Annotated in this window: 19 protein-coding genes; all 19 read left to right on the forward strand. The window is 65.8% G+C overall.

The window, feature by feature from the left end; translation table 11 throughout:
* Positions 1 to 86 precede the first annotated feature (86 nt).
* The 19 genes from KXS11_RS00975 (at position 87) to rplN (ending at position 15338) form a co-directional block, all read left to right on the forward strand.
* Positions 87 to 728 carry a spermidine/putrescine ABC transporter substrate-binding protein gene (locus KXS11_RS00975; RefSeq protein WP_437383594.1) on the forward strand — a complete coding sequence of 214 codons (642 nt, stop codon included), beginning with the start codon at positions 87 to 89 and terminating at the stop codon, positions 726 to 728.
* 142 nt (positions 729 to 870) lie between these two features.
* Positions 871 to 2337 carry a hypothetical protein gene (locus tag KXS11_RS00980; RefSeq protein ID WP_437383595.1) on the forward strand — a complete coding sequence of 489 codons (1467 nt, stop codon included), beginning with the start codon at positions 871 to 873 and terminating at the stop codon, positions 2335 to 2337.
* Positions 2338 to 2682: 345 nt separating this feature from the next.
* Positions 2683 to 3057: a 30S ribosomal protein S12 gene (rpsL, locus tag KXS11_RS00985; RefSeq protein WP_347867121.1), complete on the forward strand. Its 375-nt coding sequence runs from the start codon at positions 2683 to 2685 to the stop codon at positions 3055 to 3057.
* On the forward strand, positions 3057 to 3527 hold the full coding sequence (rpsG, locus tag KXS11_RS00990; RefSeq protein ID WP_056008166.1) for a 30S ribosomal protein S7: 471 nt from the start codon (positions 3057 to 3059) through the stop codon (positions 3525 to 3527). The genes rpsL and rpsG overlap by 1 nt, the downstream gene beginning before the upstream one ends.
* An 87-nt stretch (positions 3528 to 3614) precedes the next feature.
* Positions 3615 to 5729, forward strand: coding sequence for an elongation factor G (fusA, locus tag KXS11_RS00995; protein ID WP_437383596.1), 2115 nt, complete (start codon positions 3615 to 3617; stop codon positions 5727 to 5729).
* 139 nt (positions 5730 to 5868) lie between these two features.
* Positions 5869 to 7059 (forward strand): elongation factor Tu, encoded by a 1191-nt coding sequence (tuf, locus tag KXS11_RS01000; RefSeq protein ID WP_064296705.1) that lies wholly within the window; start codon positions 5869 to 5871, stop codon positions 7057 to 7059.
* A gap of 301 nt (positions 7060 to 7360) precedes the next feature.
* Positions 7361 to 9070 (forward strand): DUF4012 domain-containing protein, encoded by a 1710-nt coding sequence (locus tag KXS11_RS01005; protein WP_437383597.1) that lies wholly within the window; start codon positions 7361 to 7363, stop codon positions 9068 to 9070.
* A gap of 465 nt (positions 9071 to 9535) precedes the next feature.
* Complete coding sequence (gene rpsJ / locus KXS11_RS01010; protein ID WP_005050520.1) at positions 9536 to 9844, forward strand: 30S ribosomal protein S10; 309 nt, start codon at positions 9536 to 9538, stop codon at positions 9842 to 9844.
* A 24-nt stretch (positions 9845 to 9868) separates the two neighbouring features.
* Positions 9869 to 10522 carry a 50S ribosomal protein L3 gene (gene rplC / locus KXS11_RS01015; protein ID WP_437383598.1) on the forward strand — a complete coding sequence of 218 codons (654 nt, stop codon included), beginning with the start codon at positions 9869 to 9871 and terminating at the stop codon, positions 10520 to 10522.
* A 4-nt stretch (positions 10523 to 10526) separates the two neighbouring features.
* A complete protein-coding gene (rplD, locus tag KXS11_RS01020; protein WP_437383599.1) occupies positions 10527 to 11192 on the forward strand; it encodes a 50S ribosomal protein L4 in 666 nt (221 codons plus the stop codon).
* Positions 11189 to 11488 (forward strand): 50S ribosomal protein L23, encoded by a 300-nt coding sequence (gene rplW, locus KXS11_RS01025; RefSeq protein ID WP_437383600.1) that lies wholly within the window; start codon positions 11189 to 11191, stop codon positions 11486 to 11488. Before rplD ends, rplW begins: the two co-directional genes overlap by 4 nt.
* Before the next feature lie 28 nt (positions 11489 to 11516).
* Positions 11517 to 12356 (forward strand): 50S ribosomal protein L2, encoded by an 840-nt coding sequence (rplB, locus tag KXS11_RS01030; RefSeq protein WP_437383601.1) that lies wholly within the window; start codon positions 11517 to 11519, stop codon positions 12354 to 12356.
* 12 nt (positions 12357 to 12368) lie between these two features.
* Positions 12369 to 12650 (forward strand): 30S ribosomal protein S19, encoded by a 282-nt coding sequence (gene rpsS / locus KXS11_RS01035; RefSeq protein WP_064296700.1) that lies wholly within the window; start codon positions 12369 to 12371, stop codon positions 12648 to 12650.
* Between the two features lie 26 nt (positions 12651 to 12676).
* On the forward strand, positions 12677 to 13069 hold the full coding sequence (rplV, locus tag KXS11_RS01040) for a 50S ribosomal protein L22 (protein WP_437383602.1): 393 nt from the start codon (positions 12677 to 12679) through the stop codon (positions 13067 to 13069).
* Complete coding sequence (gene rpsC, locus KXS11_RS01045) at positions 13069 to 13857, forward strand: 30S ribosomal protein S3 (protein WP_437383603.1); 789 nt, start codon at positions 13069 to 13071, stop codon at positions 13855 to 13857. The genes rplV and rpsC overlap by 1 nt, the downstream gene beginning before the upstream one ends.
* Positions 13858 to 13859: 2 nt before the next feature.
* Positions 13860 to 14279 (forward strand): 50S ribosomal protein L16, encoded by a 420-nt coding sequence (rplP, locus tag KXS11_RS01050; RefSeq protein ID WP_378145191.1) that lies wholly within the window; start codon positions 13860 to 13862, stop codon positions 14277 to 14279.
* Positions 14279 to 14614, forward strand: coding sequence for a 50S ribosomal protein L29 (rpmC, locus tag KXS11_RS01055; protein WP_056008128.1), 336 nt, complete (start codon positions 14279 to 14281; stop codon positions 14612 to 14614). Before rplP ends, rpmC begins: the two co-directional genes overlap by 1 nt.
* 2 nt (positions 14615 to 14616) lie before the next feature.
* On the forward strand, positions 14617 to 14937 hold the full coding sequence (rpsQ, locus tag KXS11_RS01060; protein ID WP_437383604.1) for a 30S ribosomal protein S17: 321 nt from the start codon (positions 14617 to 14619) through the stop codon (positions 14935 to 14937).
* A gap of 32 nt (positions 14938 to 14969) precedes the next feature.
* Positions 14970 to 15338, forward strand: coding sequence for a 50S ribosomal protein L14 (gene rplN / locus KXS11_RS01065; protein WP_064296696.1), 369 nt, complete (start codon positions 14970 to 14972; stop codon positions 15336 to 15338).
* The last annotated feature ends 1 nt before the right edge of the window (position 15339 follow it).

The raw sequence follows: 15339 nt of genomic DNA on the forward strand, positions 1-15339 counted from the left end.
GCTAGCATGTGATATATCTGAAGTCCATCATGTGTTGCTCGTCCAACCCGACGCGGATCGGCCGAGACCCGCTACTCTCGGGGAGTATGGAGCGCTCGCTCGAGACGACGGTGGCCCAGGCGGTGGAGTCCTGGCTCCGCTGGTTGCCGCGCTGGCATCCCGCGGCGCATCGCGGCCGGACCCGCGTCTGTCGGCGGTGCATCGGCTCGCCCGTGCTCACTGCCGCAGGCCTCGTGACGGATGTCCCGCATCAGGTGCAGCACGGGCTCGCGACCCGCATGAAGACGATCGTCGACGCCGTCGTCGCGGAGTACACCGAGCAGAACCTCCCGCTGCTCCGAGCAGAACTCCGTGACGCAGAACTCCGTGAAGCGCAGCGCGCGTACCGGCCGGGGGAGGGCCTGGATCCCGAGTTCGACGGTCTCCAGCTCGATCCCGACCCCGATCCCGAGCAGCCGTACCTCTTCACGCTCGCCGAGCTCGGTGACTCGCACGCGAGGGCGGTGCCGCCACCTCCGCCGCTGTCCGAGGAGGCGAAGGAGGCGTTGCGCACCGAGATCGCCCTGGCCGACCAGTGCGCGAACGAGACCGGTCGTCGGATCTGCGAGCTGTTGATCGGGCATCGTCGGGCGATCCACGATGCCGTCGAGCGGTACGTGGAACCCCAGGTCGCCGCGCTCCTCGACGACCTCGCACTCGAACTCGATTCGCCCCGTTCACCCTGGTGAGCGCCGTCGAGCTGCGTCTGGTGGGTTCGGGTTGTCCCCGAACAGGACGGGGAGATGTCCCCATCGTGGTGGACACGGGCCGTCACTATACTTCCAATCAAACACTCGACGCATATTGCATGCTCACCTGGGGGCTTTTCACATGACGAACACCGGCGACCCGAACCAGCAGCCCCAGCAGCCGAATCAGTACGGCCAGCCGACACCCGAGCAGCAGCAGTGGCAGCAGCAGAATCCGGCCGCTCAGCAGCCGACGGGCGAGCAACCGCAGTGGCAGCCGCAGGACACGACCGGGCAGCACGGTCAGAGCCCGACGGGGCAGTACGGCCAGAACCCGACGGGCCAGTACGGTCAGCAGAACCCGTCCGGCCAGCCGGGGCAGCAGCCGTACGGCCAGGCGCCGGATCAGCAGCCCACCGAGCAGTTCGGCCAGCAGCAGACGGGGCCGTACAACCAGCAGACGGGTTCCTACGGACAGCCGCCGGTCGCGCCCTACGCCCAGCAGCCGACCGAGCAGTACGGCCAGGCGCCGACCGCGGCCTACGGTCAGCAGGCCTACGGTCAGGGTCCCTACGCGACGGCGCAGCAGCAGCCGCCCAAGAAGAAGCTCTCGAAGAAGGCGCTCACCGGCATCATCGCCGGTGGCAGCGCCCTCGTCCTCATCATCGTCGGCGGCATCGTCGGTGTGAGCGTCGGCAACGCGCTCCACGCGCCGGAGGTCACGGTGAAGGCCTACCTCGACGCCCTCAAGGCGGGGAAGGCCGAGCAGGCCCTGGCGCTCGCGGGCACCGAGGTGTCCGCCGCTGACGTCCTGCTCACCGACGAGGCCTACGACGCGGCGTCCGGCAAGGTCTCCGGCTACACGATCGGGCGGACCACGACGAGCGGCGACACCGCTACCGTCCAGGCACGTCTGACGCAGGGCGGCGAGAGCATCGATCAGGAGTTCACGCTCACCAAGGTCGGCAAGGACGCCGTGATCTTCGACAAGTGGAAGCTCGAATCACCCGAGCTCAGCACCGTCCAGGTCGACGTCCTGGCCCCCGCGGACGCCGTCGCAACGGTCGGCGGCGTGGAGCTCACGGACGTCGAGCCGATCGCTGAGGGGTCGTACCAGCTGCGCGCCCTGCCAGGAACGTACGACATCGCCCTCAGTGAGAGCGAGTGGTACTCGGCGGAGGAGATGACGGCGACCGCGCTCGGCTTCGGTCAGGCGGCCGAGCCGGCGAGCCTCGCAGTGTCGCTCACCGATGCCGGCACGACCGCGATCGAGGAGGCTGTGAACGCCTACATCGACGGTTGCGGCGCGTCGACCGTCCTCGCTCCGGAGGGCTGCCCGTTCGAGATCCGCAACGACACCGGATACACGCCGTCAGGCGTCACGTGGACGTTCGACACCCGTCCGACCTTCACCGTCGGCGAGTTCTCGGGCGGCACCTGGGCCGTCGACTCCGACACGGTCGGCCGCATGTCGATGACCTGCACGCTCACGGACCCGGCCACCGGCCAGACCGGCCCGGGCTACAGCATCAACCCCGTCGACTTCATCGTCGGCGGCACCGTCGAGGGCTTCACGGACGACGGCGCGACGTTCGTCCCGTTCCCGTAATCGGCACGGCTGGGCGGCCCCGGGGAGCACTGCTCCTCGGGGCCGTCGTCGTTTGACCGCGGGGCACCCAGCGGCTATTCTTGTTTGGGTGTGCGCGCTGTCGTGCCCTCTCGTGCTGTCCAGGTTCTCCGGAGCCAGGTGCGCGGGGCGAATGACAGTCAGCACCACTGGGCCGTCCAGGCCGGGCCTGTCCCGGCAGCGGAGAGCCCCCACGGCATACCCACCACTCACGCACCGCGCATTCGCGCGGCGCCGGTGGGTCCATACGACCTCGTGATCCAGAACACCGGAACACGAATGCTGCAGTACCACTGTCACCGTGCAGTCATCATCAAGGAGCAAGTAGTGCCAACCATTCAGCAGTTGGTTCGGAAGGGCCGCAGCCCCAAGGTCACCAAGACCAAGGCGCCCGCCCTGAAGAGCAACCCCCAGCAGGCAGGTGTGTGCACCCGCGTGTACACCACCACCCCGAAGAAGCCGAACTCGGCGATGCGCAAGGTCGCCCGCGTGAAGCTGCGCAACGGCACCGAGGTCACCGCGTACATCCCCGGTGAGGGTCACAACCTCCAGGAGCACTCGCTGGTCCTGGTCCGTGGCGGTCGTGTGAAGGACCTCCCGGGTGTCCGTTACAAGATCGTCCGTGGCGCCCTCGACACGCAGGCCGTCAAGAACCGCAAGCAGGCTCGCAGCCGCTACGGCGCGAAGATGGAGAAGAAGTAATGCCTCGCAAGGGTCCAGCTCCGAAGCGCCCCGTTGTCGCCGATCCCGTCTACGGCGCCCCCATCGTCAGCCAGCTCGTCAACAAGATCCTGCTGGACGGCAAGAAGGGCCTCGCTGAGCGCATCGTCTACGATGCACTCGAAGGCGTGACCGCCAAGAACCAGCAGGATGCCGTCGTCACGCTCAAGAAGGCGCTCGACAACGTCCGTCCGACCCTCGAGGTGCGTTCGCGCCGCGTCGGTGGTTCCACCTACCAGGTCCCGGTCGAGGTCAAGCCTCACCGTGCCAACACCCTCGCCCTGCGCTGGCTCGTGAGCTACGCGAAGGGTCGCCGCGAGAAGACGATGACCGAGCGTCTCCAGAACGAGATCCTCGACGCATCGAACGGTCTCGGTGCAGCCGTCAAGCGTCGTGAAGACACGCACAAGATGGCCGAGTCGAACAAGGCGTTCGCGCACTACCGCTGGTAGTCGCCGCCTGACGCGAGGGCGGGCCACTCGCCCGCCCTCGCGTCACCGAGTGAACAAGCTCACCTATACCTATCCCCGGAGGACCCCGTGGCACAAGACGTGCTCACCGACCTGAACAAGGTCCGCAACATCGGCATCATGGCCCACATCGATGCCGGCAAGACCACCACCACTGAGCGCATCCTGTTCTACACGGGCGTGAACCACAAGATCGGCGAGACCCACGACGGCGCCTCGACGATGGACTGGATGGCACAGGAGCAGGAGCGTGGTATCACCATCACGTCCGCTGCGACGACCTGCTTCTGGAACAAGAACCAGATCAACATCATCGACACCCCCGGCCACGTCGACTTCACGGTCGAGGTCGAGCGTTCGCTCCGCGTCCTCGACGGCGCTGTCGCCGTCTTCGACGGCAAGGAGGGCGTCGAGCCCCAGTCCGAGACCGTCTGGCGTCAGGCCGACAAGTACGACGTCCCGCGCATCTGTTTCGTCAACAAGATGGACAAGCTCGGCGCCGACTTCTACTTCACGGTCGACACCATCATCAGCCGCCTCGGCGCCAAGCCGCTGGTCATCCAGCTGCCCATCGGTGCGGAGTCCAACTTCGAGGGTGTCGTCGACCTGGTCGAGATGCGCGCACTCACCTGGCGTGGAGACGCCAAGGGTGACGTCGAGATGGGCGCCAAGTACGCCATCGAGGAGATCCCGGAAGACCTCAAGGAGAAGGCTGCAGAGTACCGCACCGCCCTCCTCGAGGCTGTCGCCGAGACCGACGACGCACTCATGGAGAAGTACTTCGGTGGCGAGGAGCTGACCGTCGCCGAGATCAAGGCCGCGATCCGCAAGCTCACCATCACGAGCACCATGTACCCGGTCCTCTGCGGCTCGGCGTTCAAGAACCGCGGCGTGCAGCCCATGCTCGACGCCGTCATCGACTACCTCCCCTCGCCCCTCGACGTCCCCGCCATCGAGGCGCACGACGCTCGCGACGAGGAGAAGGTCGTCGAGCGTCACCCCGACTCCACCGAGCCCTTCACGGCGCTCGCGTTCAAGGTCGCGGTGCACCCGTTCTTCGGTCGTCTCACCTACGTCCGCGTCTACTCGGGTCGTCTCGACTCCGGTGCGCAGATCATCAACTCGACCAAGGGCAAGAAGGAGCGCATCGGGAAGATCTTCCAGATGCACGCCAACAAGGAGAACCCGGTCGACTTCGTCACCGCCGGTCACATCTACGCGGTCATCGGCCTGAAGGACACCACCACCGGTGACACCCTCTCCGACCCGCAGAACCAGGTCGTCCTCGAGTCGATGAGCTTCCCGGAGCCCGTCATCGAGGTCGCGATCGAGCCGAAGACCAAGGCCGACCAGGAGAAGCTGGGCACCGCGATCCAGAAGCTGGCCGAAGAGGACCCGACGTTCCGCACCGAGCAGAACACCGAGACCGGCCAGACCGTCATCAAGGGCATGGGCGAGCTCCACCTCGACATCCTGGTCGACCGCATGAAGCGTGAGTTCAACGTCGAGGCCAACGTGGGCAAGCCCCAGGTCGCGTACCGCGAGACGATCAAGCGCAAGGTCGAGAAGTACGGCTACACGCACAAGAAGCAGACCGGTGGTTCGGGTCAGTTCGCGAAGATCCAGTTCGATCTGGAGCCGATGGACGTCACTCCGGAGACGACCTACGAGTTCGTGAACGCCGTGACCGGTGGTCGTATCCCGCGCGAGTACATCCCGTCGATCGACGCCGGTTTCCAGGACGCCCTGCAGGTCGGTGGCCTCGCCGGCTACCCGGTCGTCGGTGTCAAGGCGATCATCACCGATGGTGCGGCGCACGACGTCGACTCCTCGGAGATGGCGTTCAAGATCGCCGGCTCGATGGGTCTCAAGGAGGCCTACTCGCGTGCCAACCCCGTCCTCCTCGAGCCGCTCATGGCGGTCGAGGTGCGTACTCCTGAGGAGTACATGGGCGACGTCATCGGAGACCTCAACTCGCGCCGCGGACAGATCCAGTCCATGGACGACGCCACCGGCGTCAAGGTCATCCGTGCGAACGTGCCGCTCTCCGAGATGTTCGGTTACATCGGCGACCTCCGGTCGAAGACCTCTGGTCGTGCCGTGTACTCGATGACGTTCGAGAGCTACGCGGAGGTCCCGAAGGCTGTTGCCGACGAGATCATCCAGAAGAACAAGGGCGAGTAGCAACTCACTCTTTCCCGCGGTCCGGCCGGGTGTGCGAACACCCAGCCGGATCGCGTAACATGAATACACATCCCCTGCAGTGCGTCGGCCATCGAATGGTGCCCTGGCGCCCCGCACAACGTCCTGAGGAGGACCCACAGTGGCAAAGGCCAAGTTCGAGCGGACCAAGCCGCACGTCAACATCGGAACGATCGGTCACGTCGACCACGGCAAGACCACGCTCACCGCAGCGATCTCGAAGGTCCTGGCGGACAAGTTCCCGTCCGCGACCAACGTGCAGCGCGACTTCGCGTCGATCGACTCGGCGCCGGAAGAGCGTCAGCGTGGTATCACGATCAACATCTCGCACGTCGAGTACGAGACCCCGAAGCGCCACTACGCGCACGTTGACGCCCCGGGTCACGCCGACTACATCAAGAACATGATCACCGGTGCTGCGCAGATGGACGGCGCGATCCTGGTCGTCGCCGCCACTGACGGCCCGATGGCTCAAACCCGTGAGCACGTCCTGCTCGCCAAGCAGGTCGGCGTGCCGTACCTGCTCGTCGCGCTCAACAAGTCCGACATGGTCGACGACGAGGAGATCCTGGAGCTCGTCGAGCTCGAGGTCTCCGAGCTGCTCGCCTCGCAGGGCTTCGCTGAGGACGCTCCGGTCGTTCGCGTCTCGGGCCTCAAGGCTCTCGAGGGCGACGAGAAGTGGGTGCAGAGCATCCTCGACCTCATGGACGCCGTGGACGCCAACGTCCCCGACCCCGTGCGCGACAAGGACAAGCCCTTCCTCATGCCGATCGAGGACGTCTTCACGATCACCGGTCGTGGAACCGTCGTCACGGGCCGCGCCGAGCGTGGCACGCTCGCGATCAACTCCGAGGTCGAGATCGTCGGCATCCGCCCGACGCAGAAGACCATCGTCACGGGTATCGAGATGTTCCACAAGCAGCTCGACGAGGCATGGGCCGGCGAGAACTGTGGTCTCCTGCTCCGTGGCACGAAGCGCGAGGATGTCGAGCGCGGCCAGGTCGTCGTCAAGCCGGGTTCGGTCACGCCGCACACGAACTTCGAGGGCACCGCGTACATCCTGTCCAAGGATGAGGGTGGGCGTCACAACCCGTTCTACGCGAACTACCGTCCGCAGTTCTACTTCCGCACCACCGACGTCACCGGCGTCATCACGCTGCCCGAGGGCACCGAGATGGTCATGCCCGGCGACACCACCGACATGACCGTTGAGCTGATCCAGCCCATCGCCATGGAGGTCGGCCTCGGCTACGCCATCCGTGAGGGTGGCCGCACCGTCGGCGCCGGTACCGTCACCAAGGTGCTCGCGTAACCAGTTCCTGACCGACTGCTCGCAGTCGATACGGTTCAACTCGAAGGGCCCGGAGCATTGCTCCGGGCCCTTCGTCGTGCGTGGACGCAGGCGATTCACAGGATGAGCAACTAATATTTCACCTGCCTGGATTTCACCAGGCGTCATCCGACCGCTCGATCCGCCCGAGGTGCCCGTGTCCCGTCCTGCTTTCGCCCGAACCGTTGGTCGCGCCCGTCGGCGTCCGCGTGCCCGCGTCGTGATCCCGTGCCTGGTCGGCGGTGCTGCTCTGGCTGCGACCGCGATGCTCACCGTCTCTGCCGTGGCACAGGCACAGGCCGTCCGGACGGAACTCCTGGCCGCTGTGCCGCAGGTCCAGGAGCTCCGGGAGGGCATCGAGACCGGCCAAGGGCTGCGCCCGGTCGATCTCGCCGGGGTGGACGGCCTGGGGGAGGCCACCCGTCGCGCGGTCGACCACACCGCGGGCTTCGACTGGTGGGTCGCCGAGCGCCTCCCCGTCGCGGGGGCGAACTTCGAGGCGGTGCGCACGGCCGCCGAAGCCGCCGATGTCGTCGTCCGTGACGTACTCGCGCCGGTCGTCGCGCTGCCGGTCGACGGTCTCGTCACCGACGGACGTCTCGACGTCTCGAAGGTGGGTACGCACGCGCGCACGGCCGCCACCGCGCTCGAGACGCTCGAAAGCCAGGTCGTGCGGTTGCAGCGCCTGGATCGTTCCGCGCTCCTCCCGCAGGTCGCAGAGGCGCTCACCACCGTCGACGAACCGTTGCAGGAGGCGGCGAGTGCGAGCTCAGCACTCACCCCGCTGCTCCGCGCGCTGCCGGGCATCCTCGGCGAGGACGGCCCTCGCGACGTCGTCGTCCTGTTCCAGAACTCGGCCGAAGCCCGTGGGCTCGGCGGAATCGCCGGCGCATCCGTGCTGATCAGTCTGGAGGATGGTCGGTTGACCGTGGCCCAGACGCTCTCAGGGGCCGACTTCACCGCGCACGCGGACCCGATCGTCCCGCTCCCGGCGGACGCCGATGCGCTCTATCGGAGCGACGGCTACGCGATCGCCGGGACGAGCATCCACGAGGTCACGACACGACCGGACTTCGTCGACGGAGCGCGCGCCGCTGCGGCCCACTGGCAGGAGAGCCAGGGGGTGACTCCGGACGTGGTGCTGGCGGTCGACCCGCGGGCCCTGTCGTCGCTGATGCGCGCGACCGGCCCGGTGACGCTCGCCACTGGTGAGCAGCTCACTGCGGAGACGGTCGTCGACCGACTCGTGAACGGCGTGTACCGCGAATTCGCGGGACTCACCGATGCGGCGAACCAGGCGCAGGACGCGTACTTCGCGGAGGTCGTCGGTGCAGTCGTGTCCAGTGTGCAGAACGGCTCGGTCGACCTCCCAGGCCTGCTCGCGGCGGCGGCGCAGTCCGTCGAGGAGCGACGGTTGCTGGCATGGAGCGCCGACCGGGTCGAGCAGCGTGGTCTGGTCCAGGCGGGCGTGGCGGGCGAGTTGCCCGTCGGCGGTCGAGGGGTCGCGCCATTCGGGCTGTACCTGTCGGACGCGGTGGGATCGAAGCTCGAGTACTACCTGCAGCAGGAGACCACCCTGGCGGCCGGTGCGTGCGCGGTCGACGGATCCCGGGTGGTGTCGTTGGCGTCGCGCCTGCGGAACACCATCGACGCAGAGCCGAACCTCGCCGACGTGGAGTTCGACTACATCACCGGCCTCTATGAGCGGGAGGGGCTCGAGCGCGGCCAGATGCGTCTGCGCGTCATGGTCTACGCGCCGGAGGATTCAGACATCACCTCCGTCCGTGTGGACGGTGTGGAGACGCCGTTCACGCCCGGTTCGGACAGCGGACGCCGAGTGGCGTACGTCGTCGTCTCCGTCGCTCCCGGCGCCGAGCTCCTGCTCGAGGCGGACGCGACCCTGCGCGGATCGAAGGGCGCAGAGCTCCGGTTCGAGGGCACTCCGGGCGTGCATCCGGCGCCGGTGACGGTGACCGCTGCCCCCTGCGACTGACGTGTCTGGAACCCGCCGGGAGCGCTGAAACTGTGCGGATCCTGACCATCGCCGAGGCGCGACACGCCCGGGTTGCACGTACCGTGGATCCGTGGCAAACTAGTCCAGTTCAGTATTTCGGACGAGCGTGCCTTGAGCGTGCTCCGGCGAATCACTGCCAGGCAGTGCATAGGAGCTCCCAGACGCGGCAACGCGACGGGGATCGAGCCTAGGCCGCGGGTAGCAGAACACAATCACTTCATCGCAGTCCAGGTCGTAGCAGTGCTGCGCCCAGCGTCGGCCACAAGCCGAGGCGGAGGCCCGATGGATGACCACGGGGTCGAAACGCCACGTGGTCGTTGACAGCAGAACAGTGGTGCGACACCAGCAGTGCCCAATGCGTGGAGCAACCGAACGTTGCAAAGCGCACGATATGCGTCCAATGCGGAGCGATCCGTACGACGCGAGACAGAGAGTGAGTCACACATGGCGGGACAGAAGATCCGCATCCGACTGAAGTCGTATGACCATGAGGTCATCGACACGTCAGCTCGCAAGATCGTCGACACGGTCACCCGTGCAGGCGCAACCGTCGTCGGCCCCGTGCCGCTTCCGACGGAGAAGAACGTGGTCTGCGTGATCCGTTCGCCTCACAAGTACAAGGACAGCCGGGAGCACTTCGAAATGCGCACCCACAAGCGTCTGATCGACATCATCGACCCGACCCCGAAGGCCGTCGACTCGCTCATGCGTCTCGACCTGCCGGCGGACGTCAACATCGAGATCAAGCTCTGAGCTCGGTAGAGACGGAAGGAAGACATGTCTAACACGAAGACCAGCAAGGGTCTGCTCGGCACCAAGCTCGGCATGACCCAGGTGTGGGATGAGAACAACAAGCTCGTTCCCGTCACCGTCATCGAGATCACGCCCAACGTGGTCACGCAGGTTCGCACCCCCGAGGTCGACGGCTACGACGCCGTGCAGATCGCGTACGGCCAGATCGATCCCCGCAAGGTCAGCAAGCCTGACGCGGGTCACTTCGACAAGGCCGGCGTGACGCCGCGTCGCCACCTCACCGAGGTCCGCACCGCTGACGCATCCGAGTACTCGCTCGGCCAGGAGCTCACCGTCGACGGTGTGTTCGAGGCCGGCCAGAAGGTCGACGTCGTCGGCACTTCGAAGGGTAAGGGTTTCGCCGGTGTCATGAAGCGTCACAACTTCAAGGGTGTCGGCGCATCTCACGGTGCACACCGCAACCACCGCAAGCCGGGCTCCATCGGCGCCTCCTCGACCCCGAGCCGTGTCTTCAAGGGCATGCGCATGGCCGGTCGTATGGGTGGCGAGCGCGTCACCGTGCTGAACCTCCGGGTTCACGCGATCGACGCCGAGAAGGGCCTGCTGCTCGTCAAGGGTGCCGTTCCCGGCGCTCGTGGCCGCATCGTATTCGTCCGCACCGCAGTGAAGGGAGCGTAGTTCCATGGCTACCGCTACTCTCGACGTGCTCGACACCAAGCTCAAGAAGGCCGGCACCGTCGACCTTCCTGCCGAGGTGTTCGACGTTCAGACCAACATCCCGCTCATCCACCAGGTGGTCGTCGCGCAGCTCGCTGCCGCCCGCCAGGGGACGCACAAGACCAAGCGCCGCGGCGAAGTGTCCGGTGCAGGCCGCAAGCCGTTCAAGCAGAAGGGCACCGGTAACGCTCGTCAGGGCTCCATCCGCGCTCCTCAGATGACCGGCGGTGGCATCGTCCACGGTCCAGTGCCCCGCAACTACGCACAGCGCACCCCCAAGAAGATGATCGCCGCGGCTCTGCTCGGTGCCATCTCCGACCGCGCCCGTGGTGCACGCCTCCACGTCGTCGACTCCCTCTCGCTCGGCGAGAAGCCGTCGACGAAGGCCGCGTCCGAGTACCTGACGAACGTCGCTTCCTCGAAGCACGTCCTGATCGTCCTCCAGCGCGACGACGAGGTCAGCCTCCGCAGCGTCCGCAACCTGCAGAACGTGCACGTGCTGTCCTACGACCAGCTGAACGCATACGACGTGCTCGTCTCTGACGACATCGTCTTCACCAAGGCCGCCTTCGAGGCATTCGTCGCCAGCAAGACCGGCGCCAAGGCCGCAACCGAGGAGGTCTCGGCATGACCGCGATCAACAAGGACCCCCGCGACGTCATCTTCGCGCCGGTCGTCTCCGAGAAGAGCTACAGCCTGATCGACGAGGGCAAGTACACCTTCCTCGTCGACCCGCGCTCGAACAAGACCGAGATCAAGCTCGCCATCGAGAAGATCTTCGGTGTCCAGGTCGCTTCGATCAACACCCTGACCCGTCAGGGCAAGACCCGTCGCACCAAGTTCGGCACCGGAAAGCGCAAGGACACCAAGCGCGCGATCGTGACGCTCAAGTCCGGTTCCATCGACATCTTCACGGCTGTTGGCTAAGAGCGCCGGGAACGAAGAGGAATAAGAAATGGCTATTCGTAAGTACAAGCCCACGACTCCTGGTCGTCGCGGTTCGTCTGTCGCGGACTTCGCGGAGATCACGCGCACCACGCCGGAGAAGTCGCTGCTTCGTCCGTTGTCGAAGACCGGTGGTCGGAACAACCAGGGTCGCATCACGACCCGTCACATCGGTGGTGGCCACAAGCGCCAGTACCGCGTGATCGACTTCCGTCGCAACGACAAGGACGGCGTCAACGCCAAGGTCGCTCACATCGAGTACGACCCCAACCGCACCGCTCGTATCGCTCTCCTCCACTTCGTGGACGGAACCAAGCGCTACATCCTGGCTCCCAACAAGCTGAGCCAGGGCGACGTCGTCGAGTCGGGTGCCGGCGCTGACATCAAGCCCGGAAACAACCTGCCGCTGAAGAACATCCCCACCGGTACGGTCATCCACGCGATCGAGCTCCGTCCCGGCGGCGGCGCGAAGATGGCCCGCTCCGCGGGTGCATCGGTGCGTCTCGTCGCAAAGGACGGCCCGTACGCGCAGCTCCGTCTCCCGTCCGGCGAGATCCGCAACGTCGACCTGCGCTGCCGCGCAACGATCGGCGAGGTCGGCAACGCCGAGCAGTCGAACATCAACTGGGGTAAGGCCGGCCGTAAGCGCTGGCTGGGCGTTCGCCCGACCGTCCGTGGTGTCGCGATGAACCCGATCGACCACCCGCACGGTGGTGGTGAGGGCAAGACCTCCGGTGGACGCCACCCGGTCAGCCCGTGGGGCCAGAAGGAAGGCCGCACGCGCCACCCCAACAAGGAAAGCGACAAGCTCATCGTTCGTCGTCGTACCGCCGGCAAGAAGCGTAAGTAGGAGTAAGAGAAGATGCCACGCAGTCTCAAGAAGGGCCCCTTCGTCGACGACCACCTGCTCCGCAAGGTTGTCACGGCGAACGAGGCCAACAACAAGAACGTGATCAAGACCTGGTCGCGTCGATCGATGATCATCCCGGCCATGCTGGGTCACACCATCGCTGTCCACGACGGTCGCAAGCACATCCCGGTGTTCGTCACCGAGACGATGGTCGGGCACAAGCTCGGCGAGTTCGCGCCCACCCGCACCTTCCGTGGACACGTGAAGGACGACAAGAAGGGCCGTCGCCGCTAACGCGGTGACGTGAAGGAGGAAGAGAAATGGTGGAGTCGATCGCCCGCGTGCGACACATCCGCGTCACCCCCCAGAAGGCCCGTCGTGTCGTCGCGCTCATCCGTGGCAAGCAGGCTCAGGAGGCCTTGGCCATCCTGAAGTTCGCACCGCAGAGCGCCAGCGAGCCCATCTACAAGCTCGTTGCCTCGGCCATCGCGAACGCTCGCGTCACGGCCGACAAGGAGAACGTGTTCCTGGACGAGCAGGACCTGTACATCGCGAAGGCGTACGTCGATGAGGGTGCAACCCTCAAGCGTTTCCGTCCGCGTGCCCAGGGCCGCGCGTTCCGCATCCTCAAGCGCACCAGCCACATCACCGTCGAGCTCTCGACGCCTGATGAGACCGCAGGCGCTGCCAAGGCCAAGAAGGTGAGCAAGTAATGGGTCAGAAAGTCAATCCATACGGCTTCCGTCTGGGAATCACGACCGACCACGTGTCGCGTTGGTTCTCCGACAGCACGAAGAAGGGTCAGCGTTACAGCGACTTCGTCGCGGAAGACGTCAAGATCCGTCGTCTGCTGGCGACCTCGCTCGACCGTGCCGGCGTCAGCCGCATCGAGATCGAGCGCACCCGTGACCGCGTCCGCGTCGACATTCACACTGCCCGTCCGGGTATCGTGATCGGTCGTCGTGGCGCCGAGGCCGAGCGCATCCGTGCCGACCTCGAGAAGCTCACGAAGAAGCAGATCCAGCTGAACATCCTCGAGGTCAAGAACCCCGAGGCCGACGCTCAGCTCGTCGCGCAGGGCATCGCCGAGCAGCTCTCCGCACGTGTGGCCTTCCGCCGCGCGATGCGTAAGGGCCTGCAGGGCGCTCAGCGCACGTCCACCGTCAAGGGTGTCCGTATCCAGGTGTCCGGCCGTCTCGGCGGCGCTGAGATGAGCCGTTCCGAGTTCTACCGCGAAGGCCGTGTGCCGCTGCACACGCTCCGCGCGAACATCGACTACGGCTTCTACGAGGCGAAGACCACGTTCGGCCGCATCGGCGTGAAGGTCTGGATCTACAAGGGCGACATCACCAACAAGGAGCTTGCTCGCGAGCAGGCAAACCAGAAGTCGACGCGTCCGGAGCGTCGCGATGGTGGCGACCGCCCCCGTCGTAACGCCGGTTCGAACAGCGCCCCCAAGGCCGCTGTCGAGGCGCCCGCCGCCGCAGGAGTTGAGGCATAACCATGTTGATCCCACGCAGAGTCAAGCACCGGAAGCAGCACCACCCCGGTCGTTCCGGCCAGGCCACCGGTGGCACCAAGGTGTCGTTCGGTGAGTTCGGCATCCAGGCCCTGACGCCCGCTTACGTGACCAACCGTCAGATCGAGTCCGCTCGTATCGCCATGACGCGTCACATCAAGCGTGGCGGCAAGGTGTGGATCAACATCTACCCCGACCGTCCGCTGACCAAGAAGCCCGCCGAAACCCGCATGGGTTCCGGTAAGGGTTCGCCCGAGTGGTGGGTCGCGAACGTCAAGCCGGGTCGTGTGCTGTTCGAGGTCGCCGGTGTCGATGAGACCCTGGCCCGCGAGGCGCTCACCCGTGCAATCCACAAGCTGCCCCTCAAGGCACGCATCATCAAGCGCGAGGAGGGCGACGCATAATGGCGATCGGATCCAAGGAGCTCACCCCCGTCGAGCTCGACACTTTTGAAGACCAGCGCCTCGTCGAGGAGCTCCGCAAGGCCAAGGAAGAGCTGTTCAACCTGCGCTTCCAGTCGGCCACGGGGCAGCTCGAGAACCACGGCCGCCTGCGTGCCGTGAAGCGCGACATCGCTCGCATCTACACGGTCATCCGTGAGCGCGAGCTCGGCATTCGTGCCACGCCGACCGTCGAGGTCGTCGAGGCCAAGGCTGAGAAGAAGACCAAGAAGGCCAAGGCCGCACCGAAGTCCGAGGACACCGCTGCTGCTGACGCTGAGACCACGAAGGAGGCCTAGACATGGCTACCGCTACCGACAAGGCCCCTGAGGGTCACGAGTCGTCCGAGCACGACGTCAAGGACGCCAACGCTCGTGGCTACCGCAAGACCCGCCGTGGTCTGGTGACCAGCGACAAGATGGAGAAGACCATCGTCGTCGAGGTCGAGGACCGCGTGAAGCACCCGCTCTACGGCAAGGTCATCCGCCGCACCTCCAAGGTCAAGGCGCACGACGAGGCGAACTCCGCCGGCATCGGCGACCTCGTCCTCATCAGCGAGACCCGCCCGACCAGCGCCACCAAGCGCTGGCGCCTGGTCGAGATTCTCGAGAAGGCCAAGTAGGCCTCGCGGCTTACTGAGAGGAAGAGCGAACAATGCTTCAGCAAGAATCACGAGTCAAGGTCGCCGACAACACCGGTGCCAAGGAGCTCCTGACCATTCGCGTGCTCGGTGGCTCCGGCCGCCGCTACGCGGGTCTCGGTGACACCATCGTCGCGACCGTCAAGGACGCGATCCCCGGTGGCAACGTCAAGAAGGGCGACGTCGTCAAGGCGGTCATCGTCCGCACCCGCAAGCAGACCCGTCGTTCCGACGGTTCGTACATCAAGTTCGACGAGAACGCCGCTGTTATCCTGAAGGCTGACGGAGACCCCCGTGGTACCCGCATCTTCGGGCCGGTCGGCCGCGAGCTTCGTGACAAGAAGTTCATGAAGATCGTTTCGTTGGCGCCGGAGGTTATCTAAG

This window comes from Plantibacter flavus (genome assembly GCF_051487245.1).
Classification (GTDB): domain Bacteria; phylum Actinomycetota; class Actinomycetes; order Actinomycetales; family Microbacteriaceae; genus Plantibacter; species Plantibacter flavus_B.